The organism is Nonomuraea sp. NPDC005730, from assembly GCF_040630865.1.
GTDB lineage: Bacteria > Actinomycetota > Actinomycetes > Streptosporangiales > Streptosporangiaceae > Nonomuraea.
The window spans coordinates 46,618-64,805 of record NZ_JBEXYK010000005.1 but is presented as its reverse complement, the minus strand read 5'-3'; the positions used below and the strand labels follow the sequence as shown (position 1 = coordinate 64,805).

General features: G+C 71.8%; 20 protein-coding genes. 13 read left to right on the top strand and 7 right to left on the bottom strand.

Annotated features, from left to right (window positions below; all coding sequences use genetic code 11):
• The first annotated feature begins 221 nt into the window (after positions 1–221).
• From ABZ444_RS09680 to ABZ444_RS09625, 12 genes are all read left to right on the top strand, one after another.
• The gene (locus ABZ444_RS09680) at positions 222–899 is read left to right on the top strand and encodes a hypothetical protein (RefSeq protein ID WP_357994573.1); all 678 of its coding nucleotides are present in this window, start codon (positions 222–224) and stop codon (positions 897–899) included.
• A 1-nt stretch (position 900) separates the two neighbouring features.
• Positions 901–1,617 carry a hypothetical protein gene (locus ABZ444_RS09675; RefSeq protein WP_352361875.1) on the top strand — a complete coding sequence of 239 codons (717 nt, stop codon included), beginning with the start codon at positions 901–903 and terminating at the stop codon, positions 1,615–1,617.
• A complete protein-coding gene (locus ABZ444_RS09670) occupies positions 1,614–2,909 on the top strand; it encodes an ATPase, T2SS/T4P/T4SS family (RefSeq protein ID WP_357994572.1) in 1,296 nt (431 codons plus the stop codon). The genes ABZ444_RS09675 and ABZ444_RS09670 overlap by 4 nt, the downstream gene beginning before the upstream one ends.
• Positions 2,910–2,911: 2 nt before the next feature.
• Complete coding sequence (locus ABZ444_RS09665; protein ID WP_352325815.1) at positions 2,912–3,760, top strand: type II secretion system F family protein; 849 nt, start codon at positions 2,912–2,914, stop codon at positions 3,758–3,760.
• The gene (locus ABZ444_RS09660; RefSeq protein WP_357994571.1) at positions 3,753–4,673 is read left to right on the top strand and encodes a type II secretion system protein; all 921 of its coding nucleotides are present in this window, start codon (positions 3,753–3,755) and stop codon (positions 4,671–4,673) included. Before ABZ444_RS09665 ends, ABZ444_RS09660 begins: the two co-directional genes overlap by 8 nt.
• On the top strand, positions 4,673–4,906 hold the full coding sequence (locus ABZ444_RS09655; RefSeq protein WP_357969997.1) for a hypothetical protein: 234 nt from the start codon (positions 4,673–4,675) through the stop codon (positions 4,904–4,906). The genes ABZ444_RS09660 and ABZ444_RS09655 overlap by 1 nt, the downstream gene beginning before the upstream one ends.
• Positions 4,890–5,312 carry a TadE family protein gene (locus tag ABZ444_RS09650; RefSeq protein ID WP_357994570.1) on the top strand — a complete coding sequence of 141 codons (423 nt, stop codon included), beginning with the start codon at positions 4,890–4,892 and terminating at the stop codon, positions 5,310–5,312. The genes ABZ444_RS09655 and ABZ444_RS09650 overlap by 17 nt, the downstream gene beginning before the upstream one ends.
• Positions 5,309–5,704 (top strand): TadE family protein, encoded by a 396-nt coding sequence (locus ABZ444_RS09645; protein ID WP_357994569.1) that lies wholly within the window; start codon positions 5,309–5,311, stop codon positions 5,702–5,704. Before ABZ444_RS09650 ends, ABZ444_RS09645 begins: the two co-directional genes overlap by 4 nt.
• Entirely contained in the window at positions 5,701–6,111 is a 411-nt protein-coding gene (locus ABZ444_RS09640) for a flp pilus-assembly TadE/G-like family protein (RefSeq protein WP_357970005.1), read from the top strand. Before ABZ444_RS09645 ends, ABZ444_RS09640 begins: the two co-directional genes overlap by 4 nt.
• A gap of 70 nt (positions 6,112–6,181) precedes the next feature.
• A complete protein-coding gene (locus ABZ444_RS09635) occupies positions 6,182–8,920 on the top strand; it encodes a BTAD domain-containing putative transcriptional regulator (RefSeq protein WP_357994568.1) in 2,739 nt (912 codons plus the stop codon).
• Positions 8,917–9,543 carry a hypothetical protein gene (locus ABZ444_RS09630; protein WP_357994567.1) on the top strand — a complete coding sequence of 209 codons (627 nt, stop codon included), beginning with the start codon at positions 8,917–8,919 and terminating at the stop codon, positions 9,541–9,543. Before ABZ444_RS09635 ends, ABZ444_RS09630 begins: the two co-directional genes overlap by 4 nt.
• Entirely contained in the window at positions 9,540–10,472 is a 933-nt protein-coding gene (locus ABZ444_RS09625) for a hypothetical protein (protein ID WP_357994566.1), read from the top strand. Before ABZ444_RS09630 ends, ABZ444_RS09625 begins: the two co-directional genes overlap by 4 nt.
• A 44-nt stretch (positions 10,473–10,516) precedes the next feature.
• Here the strand turns inward: ABZ444_RS09625 and ABZ444_RS09620 are convergent, their stop codons facing one another.
• From ABZ444_RS09620 to ABZ444_RS09605, 4 genes are all read right to left on the bottom strand, one after another.
• Positions 10,517–10,948, bottom strand: a complete 432-nt coding sequence (locus ABZ444_RS09620) for a MarR family transcriptional regulator (RefSeq protein ID WP_352361855.1) — start codon at positions 10,946–10,948, stop codon at positions 10,517–10,519.
• A 120-nt stretch (positions 10,949–11,068) separates the two neighbouring features.
• Positions 11,069–11,578 carry a methylated-DNA--[protein]-cysteine S-methyltransferase gene (locus tag ABZ444_RS09615; RefSeq protein WP_357994565.1) on the bottom strand — a complete coding sequence of 170 codons (510 nt, stop codon included), beginning with the start codon at positions 11,576–11,578 and terminating at the stop codon, positions 11,069–11,071.
• Positions 11,575–12,978: a DNA-3-methyladenine glycosylase 2 family protein gene (locus ABZ444_RS09610; RefSeq protein WP_357994564.1), complete on the bottom strand. Its 1,404-nt coding sequence runs from the start codon at positions 12,976–12,978 to the stop codon at positions 11,575–11,577. Before ABZ444_RS09610 ends, ABZ444_RS09615 begins: the two co-directional genes overlap by 4 nt.
• A gap of 77 nt (positions 12,979–13,055) precedes the next feature.
• Positions 13,056–14,312: an MFS transporter gene (locus ABZ444_RS09605; protein WP_357994563.1), complete on the bottom strand. Its 1,257-nt coding sequence runs from the start codon at positions 14,310–14,312 to the stop codon at positions 13,056–13,058.
• 60 nt (positions 14,313–14,372) lie between these two features.
• Here ABZ444_RS09605 and ABZ444_RS09600 point away from each other — a divergent pair, with 60 nt between their 5' ends.
• Positions 14,373–15,371 carry a DUF5937 family protein gene (locus ABZ444_RS09600; protein WP_357994562.1) on the top strand — a complete coding sequence of 333 codons (999 nt, stop codon included), beginning with the start codon at positions 14,373–14,375 and terminating at the stop codon, positions 15,369–15,371.
• Here ABZ444_RS09600 and ABZ444_RS09595 read toward each other — a convergent pair.
• The 3 genes from ABZ444_RS09595 to ABZ444_RS09585 all read right to left on the bottom strand — a co-directional run bounded on the left by ABZ444_RS09595 (position 15,329) and on the right by ABZ444_RS09585 (position 18,164).
• Positions 15,329–16,270 (bottom strand): NYN domain-containing protein, encoded by a 942-nt coding sequence (locus ABZ444_RS09595; protein WP_357994561.1) that lies wholly within the window; start codon positions 16,268–16,270, stop codon positions 15,329–15,331. The two genes, ABZ444_RS09600 and ABZ444_RS09595, sit on opposite strands and share 43 nt — an antisense overlap.
• A 107-nt stretch (positions 16,271–16,377) precedes the next feature.
• Complete coding sequence (locus ABZ444_RS09590) at positions 16,378–16,578, bottom strand: acyl-CoA carboxylase subunit epsilon (protein WP_352361841.1); 201 nt, start codon at positions 16,576–16,578, stop codon at positions 16,378–16,380.
• Positions 16,575–18,164, bottom strand: a complete 1,590-nt coding sequence (locus tag ABZ444_RS09585; protein ID WP_357994560.1) for an acyl-CoA carboxylase subunit beta — start codon at positions 18,162–18,164, stop codon at positions 16,575–16,577. The genes ABZ444_RS09590 and ABZ444_RS09585 overlap by 4 nt, the downstream gene beginning before the upstream one ends.
• Positions 18,165–18,188: the final 24 nt, after the last annotated feature.

Below are 18,188 nucleotides of genomic sequence, written 5' to 3'. Positions count from 1 at the left end.
TGAAAAAGCTGTGATTACTGCGACTCAAGATAAAACTGTGACCAGCATGCCGATAAATCGGTATTCGTCAACTTGGTAGAGACAATAGGCATTGATTATTCCGGGTTGACATCACGCCACCTGCGAAACGAGCATGGGTCCTCGCATTCCGCCCACGCCCCACCCGGCCGCCCCACATAATGGGCGTGAATTCCGCATTTCACAATGGGAGCCCCCCACCCATGAGGACCAGTGAAAAACCTGTCGCCGACAACGCGGCGGCGGGGTTGTCCGGCCCGGCCTCGCGCAAGCTCCCCGTGCCCCCACGCGAACGCAAGCCGGCCCTCGCCGCGCTGGCGGTCCTGCTCATACTCGGCGGAGCGCTGGCCACCACGCTGCTCGTGCTGCGCAGCGGCGACCGCGTCTCCGCCATCAGGATCACCCAGCAGGTCGGCGCGGGCCAGAAGTTCGACGACGGCATGTTCGAAGAGGTGAAGATCGCCTCGGACACGGGCGTCGACTACGTCGCCTGGTCCCGGCGGTCAGAGGTGACCGACAGCTTCGCCGCGGTCACGATCCTGCCGGGCACCCTGCTGACCAACCGGATGGGCAGCAAGGCCAGCGACGAACTGGGCCCGGGAAAGGCGACCGTCGGCCTCGCCCTCAAACCTGGCCAAATGCCCGCCGGCATTCAACAGGGCGACCGCGTACAGGTCGTGTACGTGCCGAACCGGACGGCTCAAGGGCAAAGCCGCGTACTCGCCGAGAGCGCGCTCGTGTTCAGCACGGGCGACAAGAACCGAACCGGCGGTAATTCCGGGCAGATCACCGTGATCGTCGATTCCTCCGACTCACCGCAAATACTCGCCTATGCCTCCAGCGGAGAGATCGCGGTGGCCGAGCTCCCGGGAGCGCGCTGACGTGGCGCTGATCGTTCTGGCCGCCGACAAGGGCGCGCCCGGCGTGACCACAGCGGCCACCGCCCTCGCGGCGGTGTGGCCGCGGCCCGTGCTGCTGGCCGAGTGCGACCCGGCCGGCGGCGACCTCGCCTACCGCCTGCCCGCCGCCGACGGCGGCGTGCTCAACCCGGGCAAGGGCCTGCTCACGCTCGGCGCGACCGCCCGCAGGGGCCTCGAACCCGCTCAGATCCACCAGCACACGCAGAAGATCATCGGCGGGCTCGACGTGCTGGCCGGGCTCACCCACGGCGAGCAGGCGGCCGGGCTCACCTGGCTCTGGGGCCCGCTGGGCAGGTCGCTGGCCGCCATCCCCGACGCCGACGTGATCGCCGACTGCGGCCGCCTGGGCTCCCACCCCCAGATCGCCGACCTCCTCGCCGAGGCCGAGCAGGTGCTCCTGCTCACCAGGGCGACCCTCGACCACGTCGCCCACCTGCGCGAACGCCTCCAGATCACCAAGGCGCACGGCGTCGTCGTGATCGCCGACCCGCGCAACTACCGGGCCTCGATCGAAGACGTGCGCAGGATCGTCGGTCCCATCGTCCAGTTCGTCCACGGGCTGGCCCACGATCCCAAGGGCGCCGAGCTGCTGCGCGGACAGTGGGGCGGCCGGCTCGACCGGTCCCTGCTCATCCGTACGGCCCGGGACCTCGCCGCGAGGCTGGTGAGCCACCGATGATCGACCACTCGCTCGTCAAGCGTTTCCGCCAGGAGGTCGGCGACCGGCTGGCCCAGCAGCGCCGGATCGACCAGGCGAGCGGCGTCCCGCCGATGTCCGGCGAGGACGAGCGTCAGTTCGCCAGGGCGCTGATCTCGCAGGTGCTGGAGGAGCACGCGCGCAACGAGATCGGCCTCGGCCGCACGCCGCCCACCATCGAGGAGGAGGAGGCCCTGGCGGCCGGCATCCACGCCGCGCTGTTCGGCGTGGGCCGCCTCCAGCCGCTGCTCGACGACCCCGAGGTCGAGAACATCGACATCAACGGCTGCGACCGCGTGTTCGTCAGCTACGCCGACGGCCAGGAGCTCATGCACGACCCGGTCGCCGAGTCCGACGACGAGCTGGTCGAGCTGATCCAGATCCTGGCGGCGTACTCGGGGCTGTCCAGCAGGCCGTTCGACACCGCCAACCCCCAGCTCGACCTGCGGCTGCCCGACGGTTCCCGGCTGAGCGCGGTCATGGACGTCACCGTGCGCCCGGCCGTGTCGATCCGCCGCTCCCGCCTCGGCAAGGTCTTCCTGTCCGACCTGACCGGCAACGGCACGATCGGTCCGGAGATCGGGAGGTTCCTGACGGCGGCCGTCGCGGCCCGCAAGAACCTCATGATCGCCGGATCCACCAACGCCGGCAAGACCACCCTGCTGCGGGCGCTGGCCAACGAGATCCCGCCCAGCGAGCGCCTGATCACCGTCGAACGCGCCCTTGAGCTGGGCCTCGACCAGTTCCCCGAGCTCCATCCCAACGTCGTCGCCTTCGAGCAGCGCCTGCCCAACTCCGAGGGGCAGGGCGAGATCTCCATGGCCGAGCTGGTCAGGCGCTCGCTGCGGATGAACCCCAGCCGCGTCATCGTCGGCGAGGTGCTGGGCGACGAGATCGTCACCATGCTCAACGCGATGACCCAGGGCAACGACGGCTCGTTGTCCACGATCCACGCCAACTCCAGCATGGAGGTCTTCAACCGCATCGCCACCTACGCCCTGCAGGCCGGCGAGCGGCTGCCCATCGACGCCACCCACATGCTCATCGCGGGCGCGATCGACTTCGTGGTCTTCATCGAGAAGCGCAACGACTACCACGTCGGCGGCACCCTGCGCCGCTACGTCTCCAGCATCCGCGAGGTCAACGGCTGCGACGGACGCGTGTTGTCGAGCGAGGTGTTCGCGCCAGGTCCCGACGGCACGGGCGTCCCGCACGCGCCGGTCTCGTGCCTGGAGGAGCTCGTCGCCCACGGATACAACCCGGGAGGCTGGTGAGGATGGCGTTCGACCTCGACCCGCTCGCGATGGTGGCGGGCGCGGCCGCCGGCGGCGGCCTCTTCCTGTTCTTCCTCGCCCTGTACGGCCTGCGCCGCCGCCCGTCCCAGCCCAGACGCCCGCTCGTCAAGATGCTGACCACCCGCACCGCCGTCGCCGCGGTGGCCGCCGGCCTGGTCCTGGTGGTCACGGGCTGGCCGGTCATGGCGGTGGGCACGGTGCTGCTCGTGTTCGCCTGGCGCGGCCTGTCCGGCGGCGCGGCCGAGGAACGCGCCGCCATGCGCCGCCTGGAAGGGCTGGCCGCCTGGACCGAGTCGCTGCGCGACACCATCGCCGGGGCGGCCGGGCTGGAGCAGGCCATCCCGTCCTCCATCAGGGCCGCCGCGCCCACGCTCCGGCCTCACCTGCGGGCCATGGTCGACCGCCTGCACACCCGGATGGCGCTGCCGGAGGCGCTGTCCCGCTTCGCCGACGAGCTCGACGACCCCTCGGCCGACCTGGTGATCGCCGCGCTCATCCTCAACTCCCGGCTGCGCGGCCCCGGCCTGCGCGATGTGCTCGGGGCGCTCGCCGTCTCGGCCCGCGAAGAGCTCGACATGCGCCGCCGCGTCGAGGCCGAACGCCGCTCGACCAGGCGCAGCGTGCAGATCGTGGTGATCACGGCGCTGGTCTTCGCCGGGCTGCTCATCCTGTTCAACCCCGCCTACGTCAGCGAGTACGGCTCCACCCTCGGCCAGGCCGTGCTCGTGGTCGTCGGCGGCCTGTTCGGCGCCGGGTTCGCGTGGATGCGGCGGCTGGCCAGGTTCGACAAGCCGACCCGGCTGCTCATGGGGGGAGGCGGCCATGGTTGAGGGCGTGCTGGCCGGGGCGGTGCTCGGCCTCGGCCTGTTCGTGCTGGTACGCGCGTTGTTCCCGGCCCGTCCCGGGCTGGTGGCGCGGCTGCTGGCGCTCGACGCCGTGCGCGAGGACGCCGACGCCCCGCGCATCCAGCTCCTGCTGCCCGAGGAGGAGGTCAGCGCCTTCCGCCGCGGCCTCGGCGCCCGCCTGGCCCGCCTCTATGGCGCCCGCGGCTGGGAGGCCCGCTCGGTCAAGTCCGACCTGGCCCTGCTCGGACGCTCGTTCGAGGCGTTCCTGGCCACCAAGGTGCTGCTCGCCGCGAGCGGCCTGCTGGCCTTCCCGATCCTGCTCGGCTGGCTGGCGCTCATGGGGTGGGGCGTGTCGTTCACGGTGCCGTTCTGGTCGGCCGTGCTCGTGGCGCTGCTCTTCTTCTTCCTGCCCGACCTGCAGATCCGCAAGGAGGCCGCGGCCATGCGACGCGACTTCCGGCACGTCGTGGGCGCCTTCCTCGACCTGGTCTCGATGAACCTGGCGGGCGGGCGCGGCGTGCCCGAGGCGCTGATGATGGCCGTGTCGGTCAGCGGCGAGCAGCCCAACTGGGCGATGGGCCGCATCCGCGACGCGCTCGGCGGCGCCCGGATCGTCGGCATCACCCCGTGGCAGGCGCTCGGCCAGCTCGGCGAGGAGATCAACGTCGACGAGCTGCGCGACCTGTCGGCCGCGCTCGGCCTGGTGGCCGACGACGGCGCCAAGGTGCGCGCCTCGCTCACCGCCAGGGCCGCCACCCTGCGCCGGCGCGAACTGGCCGAGATCGAGGGACGCGCGGGCGAACGTTCGCAGTCGATGCTCGTGGCCCAGCTCCTCCTGTGCGCCGGTTTCGTGATCTTTCTCAGTTTTCCCGCCGCGATGAAGATGTTGGGGGCCTGATGAACCATCCCTGGATCGTCTATCTCACCGCTTACCTGGGGGTGCGGATCCAGCGCGCCCGCACCGCGCCCAGCAGGGGCGCCTCCGCCGTCGAATGGGTGATCATCACGGCCATCATCGCGGGCGTCGCGCTCGGGCTGGCCACGCTGATCAAGACCCTGGTCGAGCAGAAGTCCAGCGAGATCCAGGGCACGTTCGGCGGTGGCGGCGGCGGTGGTGGCGGAGACTCGTGAGCGGGGCGCGACCGTGATCGAGCTGGCGTTGCTGATGCCGGTCATCCTCGCGGTCGCGCTCCTCGTCGTGCAGGTCGCGCTCTGGTTCCACGGTCGCCAGATCGCCGAGGCGGCGGCCAGGGAAGGCGCGCGGGTGGCCAGGTCGGCGCCGTTCGACTCGGGCGACTGGCAGGGCGCGGCCACGGCGAAGGCCACCGGCATCGTCAAGGCCGTCGGCCCGCGGCTGCTGGAGAACGCCGCGGCCACCACCTCCGAGCGCGACCCCGACCAGCGCTTCGTCACGGTCACGGGCAGCGCCGTGCAGGTCGTGCCGCTGCTGCCGCCGCTCACGTTCACGATCACGGCGACCGCGGGCGGGCCGATCGAGTGCTTCCGTCCCGACAACGGCGGTGATGACTGCCGATGAAGCCGGGCGAGCGGGGCTCGATGGCCGTGGAGACGGTGATGCTCGCCCCCGTCTTCCTGCTGTTCCTCATGTTCCTGGTCGGGGCGGGGGTGCTGGTGGAGACGCAGGGGCGGGTCAACGGGGCGGCCAGGGACGCCGCGCGGGCCGCGTCCGTGCAGCGCGGCTTCGACGACGCCGGCGCCGCGGCGGAGAGCACCGCCAAGAGCGCGCTCGACGACAAATGCGGCGCCACCGCCGTGAACCTGGACGGATCCACCTGGGAGGCGGGCGGCCAGGTGCAGGCGGAGGTGACCTGCGAGCTCGACCTCGGCTTCCTGGGGTTCGGCGGCACCAAGCGGCTGACGGGCACCGCCGTGGTGCCCCTTGAGCAGCTCGTCAGGAGGGAGCCGTGAAGGCGGGGGAGCGGGGGTCCATGTCGGTCTTCACCGTGCTCTTCTCGGTCGTGGTGTTCCTCCTGGCCGGGCTGCTGGTCGACGGCGGCGCGGCGATCAACGCCCGGCTGCGCGCCGCCGACGTCGCCGAGCAGGCCGCGCGGGCGGGCGCGGACAAGATCGATGTCGACCGCCTGCGCACCGGCGGAGAGGTCGCCCTGCTGGACGAGGGCCAGGTCTGCGCCAGGGCCGACGAGATCGTCGCGGCCCAGGGTGGCGACGGCGTGGCCCGCGGCTCCTGCTCGGTCGAGCAGCAGCAGGTGACGGTCAGCGTCTCGGTGCGGTGGGAGGCGTTCTTCCTCGGGGCCCTCGGGTTCCCGGGCTCGGAGATGAACGGCGAGGCCACGGCCGCCCCCGAAGCCAGGTAGACCGATTCCCGCCACTCGGTGGCCGGGGCAACGCACGAGGCAGGACGCTGGACGGAAGAAGGGAGCGGCGATGCCGACGCGAGAGCCGACGCGGGAGCCGGCGCGTCCTCCGGGGCGGCACCAGCCCAGGCGGCCGCCTGCGCGCATCCCGGCCAGGCGCACCTTCGGCGACGTGCTCGCCGGGCTCGCCGCGCTGGTGGCGCTGGTGGCGTTGGTGGGCGGGGTGCCGTACGCGCTGCTCATGTTCGCCGGGCCGCCGGTCACGTCCGAGATGCTCGACCTGCGCTTCTTCACCGCCGAGGCCGGGCCGAGCACGATCCAGGCCGTCCTGGTGCTGCTGGTGTGGCTGGCCTGGTTCCAGCTCTTCGTGTGCGTGCTGGTCGAGGTGTACGCCGGTGTCCGAAGGGTCGGGATGCCCGCCCGCGTACCGCTGTCGGGCGGCACGCAGGCGCTGGCCAACAAGCTCGTCGGCGCGGTGCTGCTGCTGTTCACGGCCGGGGCCATGATCGCGCCCATCGCGCGGATGGCCGCGCCGCCCGCCGCGCCGCCGGTGACCGCGGTCGCCTACTCCGCGCCGATCGTCGAGCAGACGCTGGAGACCCACAAGACCAAGAAGGTGTACGTCGTGCAGCCCCCGCACGGGCGGCACCACGAGAGCCTGTGGGAGATCGCGGAGAAGTGCCTGGGAGACGGCCGCCGATATCCCGAAATCTACCGACTCAACCAGGCCAAGGAGCAGCCGGACGGCACCCGCCTGCGCATGGCCGACCTGATCAGGCCCGGCTGGGTGCTCGACATGCCGGACGACGCCAGGAACGTGCACATCGTCCCCACCGGCCAGTCCCGCGAGCAGACGTTGCGCGAGCACCCCGGCGTGGCCCACACCCGCGCCCAGCCCGACGCCCGGCAGCACGCCGCCAAGAAGGCCACGGAGGGCAAGAGCGCCGAGAAGAGCGAGAAGGACCAGGCCAGGCACCGCAAGCCCGACGTCCGGCAGGACCAGCCCGAGATCACCATCAGGGAGGCCCAGAGCCTCGACCTGATCGACTACCTGGCCGGGGCGTCGCTGGCCGCCGCCGGGCTGCTGGCCCTGCTGGCCAGGAGGCGGCGGGAGCAGTTGTGGCGCCGGGTGTTCGGGCGCCGGATCGTCCGGCCGCGCGACGACGCCGCCCAGGCCGAGGTCGCGCTCAGGCTGGGCGGCGACGCGCCGGGCGCCCGCATCCTCGACATCGGGCTGCGGCTGCTCGGCGCCGAACTGGCCGCCCAGCACCGCACCCCGCCCACCGTCTACGGCGCCCACCTGTCCCCGCGCACGCTCGACCTGTGGATCCACCCACCGGACGACGACCCGCCCGAGCCGTGGACGGCCCAGGACGGCGGCCAGGTGTGGCGCCTGCCCGCCCACGAAGGCCGCCTGCTGGAGGAGCAGGCGGGCGGCGCGCCGTACCCGGGGCTGGTCTCGATCGGCACGGACGCGAGCGGCCGGGTGCTGATCGACCTGGAGGCCGCGCAGGGCCTGATCAACATCCGCGGCCCGCAGACCACCGCGGCGCTGGCCGCGCTCGCCGTCGAGCTGGCCACCAACCGCTGGTCCGACCGCATGCGCATCACGCTCGTCGGGTTCGGCGAGGAGCTGACCGCGATCGCCCCCGACCGGATCAGGGCCGTCGGCGGCCTGGCCGAGGTGCTGCCCGAGCTGGAGGCGACCGCCGCGCCGCGCAGGGAGGTGCTCACCGGACGCGTCTCCGGCAGCCCGCGTGAGGCCCACTACCTGCTGTCGGCCGTGGCGCCCACGCACGAGGAGGCCCGCCGCCTGGCGCTGCTGGCCCGCCGGGACACCGCCGGGTACGTCCTGGCCGGCGACGTCCCGCACGCCACCTGGACGCTGGAGATCGGCGACGACGGCAGGGCGCGCATCGCCGAGCTGGGCTTCGAGGTCGAGGCTCAGCTCCTGCCGCGCCGCCACTACAAGGCGCTGGTCGACCTCTTCCGCACTGCCGGACGGCTCGACGGCGAGGCCTGTCCCGAGGCGGAGCCGCTGGAGGGCCTGCACCCGCCCGCCGTCGAGATCAGGATGCTCGGCCCGATCCAGATCGCCGGGCTCGCGCCCCTCGAAGAGGGCCGCATGGCGCTGGCCACCGAACTGCTGATCTACCTGGCCACACATCCCGGCGGCGTGCACCCCGTCGTGCTCGGGGGCGTGTTGTGGCCGCGTGGGGTGCAGACCATGGTCAGGGACGCCACCATCGCCCGCGTCGCCGACTGGCTCGGCCCCGAGCACCTGCACGTCGACGAGGCCGGGCGGCTCAGGCTCGGTTCCGAGGTCCGTACGGACTGGGCCCTGTTCCGCGAGCTGGTCCGCCGCTCCCGGCACGACCCGACGGCCCGCACCGTCCTGCTGGAGAAGGCGCTCGGCCTGGTACGCGGCCCGCTCCTGGCCAACCGCCCGTCCGGCCGGTACGCCTGGCTGGCGGCCGACGACCTGGAGTACGACGTCGCGGCCGGCGTGGCCGACGCGGCCCACCGGCTGTGCGAGCTGCGGCTGGCCCAGGACGAGCCGGACGCGGCGGTGGCGGCCGTCCGCGCGGCGTTGCTGCTGGCGACCGACGACGAGGGGCTCTGGCGCGACCTGCTGCGGGCCACCCACGCCACCGGGGACGCCGTCCGCATGCGGGCCGTGGTCGAGGTCCTGACCCGCAGGGCCGCCTCCCACCCGTACGGCGGCGGGATGGCCCCGGAGACCGAGGCGTTGATCGAGGAACTGCTGCCCTCGTGGCGCATCCACGTGGTGAGGGAGTCGTCCGCATGAGACGTATGACGGTGGTCGCGCTCGTCCTGCTGGTGGCGGGGTGCGGGCAGGCCGAGCGGCCGTACACGCCGCAGCCGGGCCCGTCGGAGACCGCCGCGGCGACCGCGACGGCGCCCGCGACCGGAGGCTCGGCGCGGCCCTCCGCGGACGCGCCCGGCGTCGAGACGGTCGAGGTCGGCGGCGGCAAGCTGCGGGTCGACATCGACTGGCCCGCCCGGCGCGACCCGCTCATGCGCGTCATCACCGACTGGTACCTCGCCTCCCGCAAGGTGATGGTCTCCGGAAGCGATCGATACCTGAAGGATCTGGATCTCGAACTCCAGGCGGTGCGCCAGGCGTATGACGGAGTACGCCGGTACACCGAGGAGGACAGAAGGGTGCAGGGCGTCGCCAGACTGTACGGCCTGCGGGTCACGAAGGTGCTGGACAAGGGCGCGCAGGTCGACACCTGCGTGGACGAGTCGAAGGTACGCGTGGTCAGCGCGAGCAGCGGCGAGGCCGTCTCGCCCCAGCCCTCCATCATGCGCGCCCCCTACCTCCAGAGGGCCCTCGCGCACCGCGGCGACGACGGCGTGTGGCGGATCCGGGAATTCCTCTATGACAAGGAAGGATGCGCGCGATGAACCGCGTGATCTCGCTGGCCACCGCGGCCCTGATGCTGCTGGGCCAGCTCGACGACCCCGGCGAGACGGCCGGCAGCCCCATCGAGCACGGCCGGACCAGAGGGATCGAGCTGCGCAACTCCAGGATCGTCATCTCCGGCAACGGCGCCAAGGGCGGCACCGCGGACGGATACGTCCTCAAACGCCCCTGCTGGTACGAGCCCGGCATGACGGGCGCCGAGATGCTGAAGTCGCAGGAGGCCCTGCGCGACTACTGGTTCAGGTACACCAAGGACGCGTCCGAGGAGGGGTTCCAGGAGTTCCTCAAGCAGTTCAAGGACAAGGTCGGCAAGGACGGGCGCTGGTGGGGCCCGGCGTACGACGCCTCCGACCCGAAGGGGCAGGTCTGCTTCGCGGCGCTCGACCCGTTCGTGTTCGTGCCGCCGGGCACGACGCCGCCCGCCGGGATCACGATCCGGGAGCTCGCCGAGATCGCCAGGGCGTCCCTGACCGTGCCCGAGCCCACGATCAAACTGAGCCCCGACGCCAAGAGCTACGTCAACCTGCCCACCTGGGTGTGGCTGGAGGGGCTGGGCGAGCGGCGCAGATCGGTGACCGCGGAGATCCCGGGCGTCATGAGCGTGACCGTCGTGGCCACGCTGAAGAGCATCAAGATCGACCCGGGCACCGCCAAGGACCGGGCGGAGGTGCGCGAGGAGGGTTGCGGGGCGGCCGGACGTCCGTACGCCAAGGGGGCCTCGTTCGCCTGTGGCGTGCGTTACCTGCGGGCCTCGATCGACCAGCCGCGCGAGGCGTACCGGCTCACCGTCACCACGTCGTGGCCGGTGGAGACGACGGGTGACGCGGTGCCGTTCCAGTTCGCGCCGGTCGAGGTGGGGGCGACCCGGGACGTGCCGGTCGGCGAGATCCAGAGCAACGTGAAGCCCTAGCGGCGGCCGGTGCCGGCCTGGGCGATCACCGCAGCCGGCCGGGCCTAGGCGATGACCGCGGCCAGCGGTGCCAGCTCGGGCTGCTCGGCCGCCTCCGCCAGCACCTCCTTCAGCACGGTGTCGTGCGTCGGGCCCGCCGCGGTCAGCAGGTCGCGGCCGTCGGGGGTGACCTCGGAGTAGATGCCGCGCCGGTCGTCCTCGCACAGGTAGCGCTTGAGCAGGCCGCGCTTCTCCAGCCGGGTGACCAGCCGGGTCGTGGCGCTCTGGCTGAGCACGACGGCGCGGGCGAGCTGCTGCATGCGCATGTGCCAGCCGTCCTGGCGGGCCAGGGCGTCGAGCACCGTGTACTCGCTCACGCTCAGGCCGTGCGCCTTCTGCAGCGCCTTCTCCAGCCTGTCCTCGATCTTCGCGTGCAGGGCGGCGAGGGTGCGCCACCCCTGGGCACGCGCCTCCACGGCGTCGTCGGCCAGAGGCATGTGGACCCCCTCCTCCTCGTGCTCGTGTCAACAATTAGTCGGCGCCTGCAAATGATGCCTACGCCGTCTAACGTCGCATGAGCCCCATTCTATGCCGCCAACCCCCCCACCCCGGCTCGGCTAGGAGACGGGCGTTTGTCCGCTTTCGTGGGCGAGGAGCCATTCCTTGACCGGGACGCCGTAGTAGTACCCGCCGTAGCCGCCCGTGCTGGGCAGGACGCGGTGGCAGGGGACGAAGGGGGCGATGAGGTTCTGGGCGCAGGCGGAGCCGGCGGCGCGGGCGGCGGTACGGGGAAGGCCGGCGGCCTGGGCCAGCTCGGCGTACGAGACCGTCGTCCCCGCGCGGACCTCGCGCAGCGCTTCGTGCAGGCGCTTGCGGGTGGGGGAGCCGGGCTGCGAGACCGGGACGGCGTCCAGGGCGTCGAGGTCGCCGTCGAAGTAGGCCCGGACGGCTTCGGCGGGCGCGCCGAGGTCGTCCACCACGTCGAGGCCCTCCGCCTGCAGGGCCGGGGTGAGGCGGACGAACATCTCCGCCGGGTCGGCCGTGAAGCCGCCCGCGACGAGGACGCCCTCGCGGGTGAGCAGCGACAGCGAGCCGATCGGCGTCGGCAGGACCTGAGCGGTGATCATGAAGAGCTCCAGAGGTGCAGGGCGGCGTAGGCCCGCCAGGGCCGCCACCGTTCGATGTGGTCGTCGGGGATGCCCAGGGCGGCCATGCGCTTTTTCAGCACGAGGTCGCCCGTGGGCCAGGCGTCGGGGTCGCGCAGGGCGCGCAGCGCGATGTAGCTGGCGGTCCAGGGGCCGATGCCGGGCACCTTCAGCAGCTCGGACACGGCCTCGGCCGGGTCCTGGCCGCCGTCGAGGTCGATGTCGCCGTCGGCGACCCGGCCCGCCAGGTCGGCGAGGGTGGCGATCCTGCGGTTGGTCAGGCCGAGGCCCGTCAGGTCGGCCTCCCGCAGCTCGGCCGCGGTGGGGAAGAGCGGGCCGCCGGTCCTGGCGACGATGCGGCCGAGCAGCGTACGGGCTCCGGCCACCGAGATCTGCTGGCCGACCACCGCGCGTACGGCCAGCTCGAAGCCGTCGAACGTGCCCGGCACCCGCAGTCCGGGCCGCGCCTCGACGAGCGGGGCCAGCGAGGTCTGGCCGAGCGCCTCGGCGATGGCGTCGGGGTCGGCGTCCAGGTCGAGCAGGCGGCGGCAGCGGGCGACGATGCGGGCGAGCTGCCGGGTGTCGGCCAGGGCCACGTCGAGCGCGATGTGGTCGCGCCGGGGGGTGAGCGTGATCGTCCCGCCCGGCACGACCCTGGAGTACGACTCCGGGCCCGCGACCTCAAGGCCGGGGATGGCGCGCGAGGTCAGGAAGCCGAACACGCCCGCCACGTCGTACGGCTCCCGGCGGTGCAGCCGCAGCCTCAGCGTGACCGGCCCGGCGGCCTCGGGCTCGGGCGGCGCCGCCGGGCGTCCGGCCGTGGCGCGCAGCTCGCTGGGCGTGAAGCCGTACGTCTCCCGCATCGTGGCGTTGAACTGCCGCACGCTGCCGAACCCGGCCGCGAACGCCACTTCGGTGACCGGCAGCCCGGTCTCCGTCAGGAGCTGCTTGGCCAGCAGGAGCCGCTTGGTGCGGGCCACGGCCAGCGGCCCGACGCCCAGCTCGGCCACGAACAGCCGGTGCAGGTGGCGTTCGGTGATGTGCAGCCGCCGGGCCAGCCCGGCCACGCCGCGCTCGTCGGCGGCTCCGTCGTCGATCAGCCGCAGCGCCCGGCCGACGAGGTCGCCGCGCAGGTCCCAGCCGGGATCGCCGGGCGACAGCTCGGGACGGCAGCGTTTGCACGGCCGGAACCCGGCCGCCTCGGCCGAGGCCGCGTGCCGGTAGAAGCGCACGTTCCTGGAGGAGGGGGTACGCGCCGGGCAGATCGGCCGGCAGTAGATGCGCGTCGTCGTCACCGCGGTGTAGAAGCGCCCGTCGAACCGGGAGTCCCTGGCGGAGACCGCCCGGTAACAGGAGTCGAAGTCGAGCTCTAGGGGTGACATGCCCCCGAGACTATGCGCGGGCCGCGGGTGCCGACCGGCGGAAATCGGACCTCACCATGAAAACGCAGGTCAGCAGGTCAGTACAGCCGACCAGCGGTATTCGGACCTGATCGGCGCAGCGCTGAGAAGTGGATCGGCAGCCAGCTCACGGCCATGATCACCGCACCCGCCCAGAGCGGCGCGCGCACCCCCCACAGCTCCCCGAGCAGCCCGGCCAGCAGCCCGCCGAGGCCGACCGCGCCCATCAGCAGCAGCCGCATGGTGGCGGTCATCCGGCCGAGCAGATGGTCCGGCGTGACGCGCTGCCGCAGGCTCACCAGCAGCACGTTGTTCACCCCGGTACGGAACGTCAGCACGAACCAGGCCGCCGCCGCGGCCCACAGCCACGGCCCGGCGTCGAGGAACGGGATCACCAGCGCGGCCGGGGCGGTGGCCAGGCTGACCACCCACACCGCGCGGCCCGTGCCGAAGCGCCGGCCGAGCAGATGGGCCGACGACGACCCGGCGAGCACGCCGAGCCCGCCCACCGCCAGGTACGCCCCGAGCACCCACTCCGGGTAGCCGAGCCGCCCGACGATGAGCACCGGCAGCAGGACCGAGCAGAGCGGGAACGCCAGGTTCGCCATCGTGCCCTGGATCAGGGCCGCGACCAGCACCCGGTTGCCGAGGATGAACCGCACGCCCTCCGCGATCCGGGCCCGCAGGGACTCCGCGGCCTCCGGCGAGCCGTCCAGGGGGAGGGGCGGCTCGGGGACGCCGCGCAGCCAGGCCGCCGACCACAGGTAGCTCAGCGCGTCCAGCAGCACGGCCAGCGGCGCGCCCGCGACCTGGGCCAGCACCCCGGCGAGGCTGCGTCCGGCGACGTCCATGCCCGCGCCCGTGCCCACGAGCAGCGAGTTGGCCGACGTCAGCCGCTCGCGCCCGACCAGCCCCGGCACGATGCTCATGGACGCCACGTCGAACAGCAGCGATCCCGCCCCCACGAGCACCGTCACCACGTAGAGCTGCGCCATGGACAACATCCCGGCCCACCAGGCCACCGGCACCGACAGCAGCGCCGCGGCCCGTGCGGCGTCCATCGCGATCATCAGGCGGCGCCGCCGGACGCGGTCCACCCACGCCCCGGCGGGCAGCCCGATCACCAGGGCCGTGAGCGTGGCGAGCGCCGAGAGCAGCCCGACCTCGCCCGCGCCCGCCCCGAGGGCGGTCACGGCGAGCAGGGGAAGGGCGACGTAGGTGATCTGACTGCCGAGTTGGCTGACCGTCCCGGCGACGAACAGGTTGCGGAACGCGCGAAGCCGCAGGAGCGGAGTTTCCACCAAGGTTGCTGACATGTCGGCAGGATGCTGAAATGTCGGGCAAGGCCGCTATCGATTAAGTGACAAGCAAATTCAATGACCCTCGACCTGACGTTCACCGCCCGCGACATCGCCAACATCCGCTTCGCCGTCTCCCCGCTCGGCGAGGTCGTGGCCAGCGCGCGCGTGGTGAAGAACCCGGCCGCGCACCCGCTCCTGCGTCCCTGGGCCGATCAGGTGCGCCGCCGCCTCCATGATGTGGACTGGCGGCTGCTGTCCGACCTGGTCCCGGTGCCCACCATCTCGATCGCCGGCTTCACCTGCACGCCGCCTTCGACGTCCATGCCGGACCTGGAGCTGGAACTCGCCACGATGCGGGGCGCGGCCGCACGGGTCCGCACGGACCTGGACCACATCGGCGGTCCCCGGACGAAACGGGTGCAGGCCCTCTACGACGATCCGGAACAGGGCCTCGAACGCCTGGCCGCGGAGGTGGCCGGCTACTGGGAGGCGGCGATGGCGCCGTACTGGCCGCGGATCAGGTCGCTGCTGGAGGGCGAGATCCTGCACCGCGCCCGGCTGCTGGCCGAGGGCGGCGCCCAGCGCATGCTGGCCGACCTCGACGACACCGTCACCTGGGACGACGGCACGCTGCGGCTGGAGCACCGGTACGTGTCCGGCCGCCGGTCACTGAGAGGGCTCGGGCTGCTGCTGGTGCCGTGCGTGTTCGCCTGGCCGCGGGTCCTGTCGGTCACGACGCCGCCGTACCAGCCGACCGTGCGCTACGCGCCGCGCGGCATCGCGACGCTCTGGGAGCGCCGCGAGGTGGACCCGCCCGAGGCGCTGGCCGCCGTGCTCGGCAGGACGCGCGCCCGGCTGCTGGCCGAGCTGGACCAGCCCGCCTCGACGCGCGACCTCGCCCAGCGTGCCGGGCTCTCCGAGCCCGGCGTCAACCAGCACCTGACGGCGCTGCGCAAGGCCGGCCTGTGCACCGCGCACCGCACCGGCCGGTACGTGCTCTACGCCCGAACGGCGGTCGCCGAGACGCTGCTCTACTTGGAGGAGACCCCCACCCCCAGGTCGAACTCCCGGTAGACGCGCGCCCAGAACCCGTCACGCAGCCAGACCCGGGCCTCCGGGTAGGGCCGCAGCGAGTGCCCGAGCTCCTTCTCCGCCTCGATCAGCAGCTCGGTGTCGATCACCGTCGGCAGGATCGGGCCGGGCAGCAGGTCGCGGATGTTGTCGCGGCCGCGGGTGAGTATCCACTTCTGGGCGACGTGCTCGCCGACGTCCTCCACACGTGGACGGCTGGGCCCCAGCTTGGCGACCTGACCGGGCTTGGCGTGCGGCTTGACCGGCGCGCGCCCGGCGAACACCTGGGCGGGCGAGGGAGCCGCGACGGGCGGGGTGACCGCGACCGGCTGCGGAGCGCGACTGAAAAAGGGCCTCAGGAAATCGGCGGAGATCACTTCCACCGTGTCGGACTCCCACACCAGGCGCTCGGCCTGGTTGGTGCCGTAGGGCGGCTCGACACCCCACAGGTGGATGCGCACGCCGTACGCCTGCGCCGCCTCGACCGCCGGAACCATGTCCTCATCGCCCGCCAGCAGGATCGTGTCGGTCACCGCGTGATGCCGGGCGAGCGCCTCCAGGTCGCTCCTGATCTGCGCGTCGACGCCCTTCTGCTGGCCGCGGGCGTTGAGGTTGCCGAGGCGTACCTTGACCCATGGGAGCTGGGCGATGACACGCTGGTCGACGGTCGGCACACGGTCACGGGCGGCGTCATACCAATAGATCCGCAGAAGTTCGCCGGAAATACGTTCCTCTGCATGTTTCTGTAGACTCTGGATGAGCTCATCGGCGGCCACCCGATATTCCTTGCGTTCCTTCGCGCCGAGCAGCACCTCACCTGCCGCAGCGTAGAGATAACCGACATCCACTAGGACGGCGTACTTGGCTGCCACAGGATGCGGCATGAGGTCTGGGATGGCCATGTCGTCCTCCAGGCCGCGGTGTTAGTTGATCGGCTGACTATATACGCCTACTTTCTCTAGATAGTCCCAACTCCCGGGGAACTTGACACCCGATTCCCGGGATCTATCTAGGGTAGTGCGCTCATCCGCCAAGCCGCCTTCCCCGGCAGGCCAGGGTTACGCATACCTCTAGCGGGGTTTCGCCATGTTTGTCTACGGGGTCTCTCGGGTTCGGCGTACGAGCTCCGGCGCGTGGCGAGCACGGCCACCACGGCCGCGATCTCCTCGGGCGTGGCGTCGCCGCGGACTATGCGCAGGTGGTCGCTCATAGAGGAATGTTCCCATGCTTCTTCGGCGGTAGCGAGGCTCTCTTGTTACGCAACGCGCGAAGTGCCCGGACAACTTGGGGCCGGGTTTCGGACGGCCGAATCACCGAGTCCACATAGCCGCGTTCGGCCGCGATGTACGGATTGGCCAAAGTGTCCTCGTACTCGGTGACGAGCTGGGCGCGCTCGGCGTCGGGGTCGTCGGAGGCGGCCAGTTCGCGCCGGTAGAGGATGTTGACCGCGCCCTGTGCGCCCATGACCGCGATCTGGGCGGTGGGCCAGGCGAGGTTGACGTCCGCGCCGAGGTGCTTGGAGCCCATGACGTCGTACGCGCCGCCGTACGCCTTGCGGGTGATGACCGTGATCAGCGGGACCGTGGCCTCGGCGTAGGCGTACAGGAGCTTGGCGCCGCGGCGGATGATTCCGTTCCATTCCTGATCGGTGCCTGGGAGGAATCCCGGTACATCAACAAAAGTCAGGATCGGAATATTAAAGGCATCACAAGTTCGAATAAATCTGGCGGCCTTCTCGGAGGCGTCGATATCCAGACATCCGGCGAAATGCATCGGTTGGTTGGCGACGACCCCGACCGGCTGGCCGTCCACGCGGCCGTAGCCGACCACGATGTTCGGCGCGAACAGCGCGTGGACCTCCAGGAACTCCCCGTCGTCGAGCACGTGCTCGATCACCTGGTGCATGTCGTACGGCTGGTTGGGGGAGTCGGGGATCACCAGGTCGAGCTCGGGGTCGGGCTCCAGGTCGGCGGCGGCGGCGAAGGCCGGGGCCTCGTCCAGGTTGTTGGAGGGCAGGTAGGACAGCAGCGCCTTGACGTAGTCGAGGGCGTCCTCCTCGTCGGTGGCCTGGTAGTGGGCCACGCCCGACTTGGTGTTGTGCGCGCGGGCCCCGCCCAGCTCCTCGAACGTGACCTCCTCGCCGGTCACCGTCTTGATCACGTCGGGGCCCGTGATGAACATGTGGGACGTCTGGTCCACCATCACCACGAAGTCGGTCAGGGCGGGCGAGTAGACGTGGCCACCGGCCGCGGCGCCCATGATGAGCGAGATCTGCGGGATCACGCCGGAGGCGTGCACGTTCCGCTTGAAGATCTCCGCGTAGAGGCCGAGCGCGACCACGCCCTCCTGGATGCGCGCGCCGCCGCCCTCGTTGATGCCGATGATCGGGCAGCCGGTCTTGAGCGCCAGGTCGATCACCTTGACGATCTTCTCGCCGTACACCTCGCCGAGGGAGCCGCCGAAGACCGTGACGTCCTGGGAGAACACGCAGACCTGGCGGCCGTCGATCGTGCCGTGGCCGGTGATGACGCCGTCGCCGTACGGCCGCCGCCTCTCCAGCCCGAACATCGTGGACCGGTGGCGGGCGAACTCGTCGAACTCCACGAACGAGCCCTCGTCGAGCAGCGCGAGCACCCGCTCGCGCGCGGTCATCTTGCCCTTGGCGTGCTGTTTGTCCACCGCCGACGACGAGCCGGCGTGCACGGCCTCGTCGAGCCTTCGCTCCAGGTCGGCGATCTTGCCCGCGGTGGTGTGGATGTCCGGCATCTCCGGCATGGGATCGGCGGCTGCGCTCATGCGCGTTAGGCTAACCCGTCCTCC

Excerpts from the sequence above, each read along its gene's own strand:
- ABZ444_RS09680 (WP_357994573.1), top strand. The coding sequence starts at position 222 with ATGAGGACCAGTGAAAAACCTGTCGCCGACAACGCGGCGGCGGGGTTG.
- ABZ444_RS09670 (WP_357994572.1), top strand. The coding sequence starts at position 1,614 with ATGATCGACCACTCGCTCGTCAAGCGTTTCCGCCAGGAGGTCGGCGAC.
- ABZ444_RS09665 (WP_352325815.1), top strand. The coding sequence starts at position 2,912 with ATGGCGTTCGACCTCGACCCGCTCGCGATGGTGGCGGGCGCGGCCGCC.
- ABZ444_RS09660 (WP_357994571.1), top strand. The coding sequence starts at position 3,753 with ATGGTTGAGGGCGTGCTGGCCGGGGCGGTGCTCGGCCTCGGCCTGTTC.
- ABZ444_RS09655 (WP_357969997.1), top strand. The coding sequence starts at position 4,673 with ATGAACCATCCCTGGATCGTCTATCTCACCGCTTACCTGGGGGTGCGG.
- ABZ444_RS09645 (WP_357994569.1), top strand. The coding sequence starts at position 5,309 with ATGAAGCCGGGCGAGCGGGGCTCGATGGCCGTGGAGACGGTGATGCTC.
- ABZ444_RS09635 (WP_357994568.1), top strand. The coding sequence starts at position 6,182 with ATGCCGACGCGAGAGCCGACGCGGGAGCCGGCGCGTCCTCCGGGGCGG.
- ABZ444_RS09630 (WP_357994567.1), top strand. The coding sequence starts at position 8,917 with ATGAGACGTATGACGGTGGTCGCGCTCGTCCTGCTGGTGGCGGGGTGC.
- ABZ444_RS09625 (WP_357994566.1), top strand. The coding sequence starts at position 9,540 with ATGAACCGCGTGATCTCGCTGGCCACCGCGGCCCTGATGCTGCTGGGC.
- ABZ444_RS09620 (WP_352361855.1), bottom strand. The coding sequence starts at position 10,948 with ATGCCTCTGGCCGACGACGCCGTGGAGGCGCGTGCCCAGGGGTGGCGC.
- ABZ444_RS09615 (WP_357994565.1), bottom strand. The coding sequence starts at position 11,578 with ATGATCACCGCTCAGGTCCTGCCGACGCCGATCGGCTCGCTGTCGCTG.
- ABZ444_RS09610 (WP_357994564.1), bottom strand. The coding sequence starts at position 12,978 with ATGTCACCCCTAGAGCTCGACTTCGACTCCTGTTACCGGGCGGTCTCC.
- ABZ444_RS09605 (WP_357994563.1), bottom strand. The coding sequence starts at position 14,312 with ATGTCAGCAACCTTGGTGGAAACTCCGCTCCTGCGGCTTCGCGCGTTC.
- ABZ444_RS09600 (WP_357994562.1), top strand. The coding sequence starts at position 14,373 with ATGACCCTCGACCTGACGTTCACCGCCCGCGACATCGCCAACATCCGC.
- ABZ444_RS09595 (WP_357994561.1), bottom strand. The coding sequence starts at position 16,270 with ATGGCCATCCCAGACCTCATGCCGCATCCTGTGGCAGCCAAGTACGCC.
- ABZ444_RS09590 (WP_352361841.1), bottom strand. The coding sequence starts at position 16,578 with ATGAGCGACCACCTGCGCATAGTCCGCGGCGACGCCACGCCCGAGGAG.
- ABZ444_RS09585 (WP_357994560.1), bottom strand. The coding sequence starts at position 18,164 with ATGAGCGCAGCCGCCGATCCCATGCCGGAGATGCCGGACATCCACACC.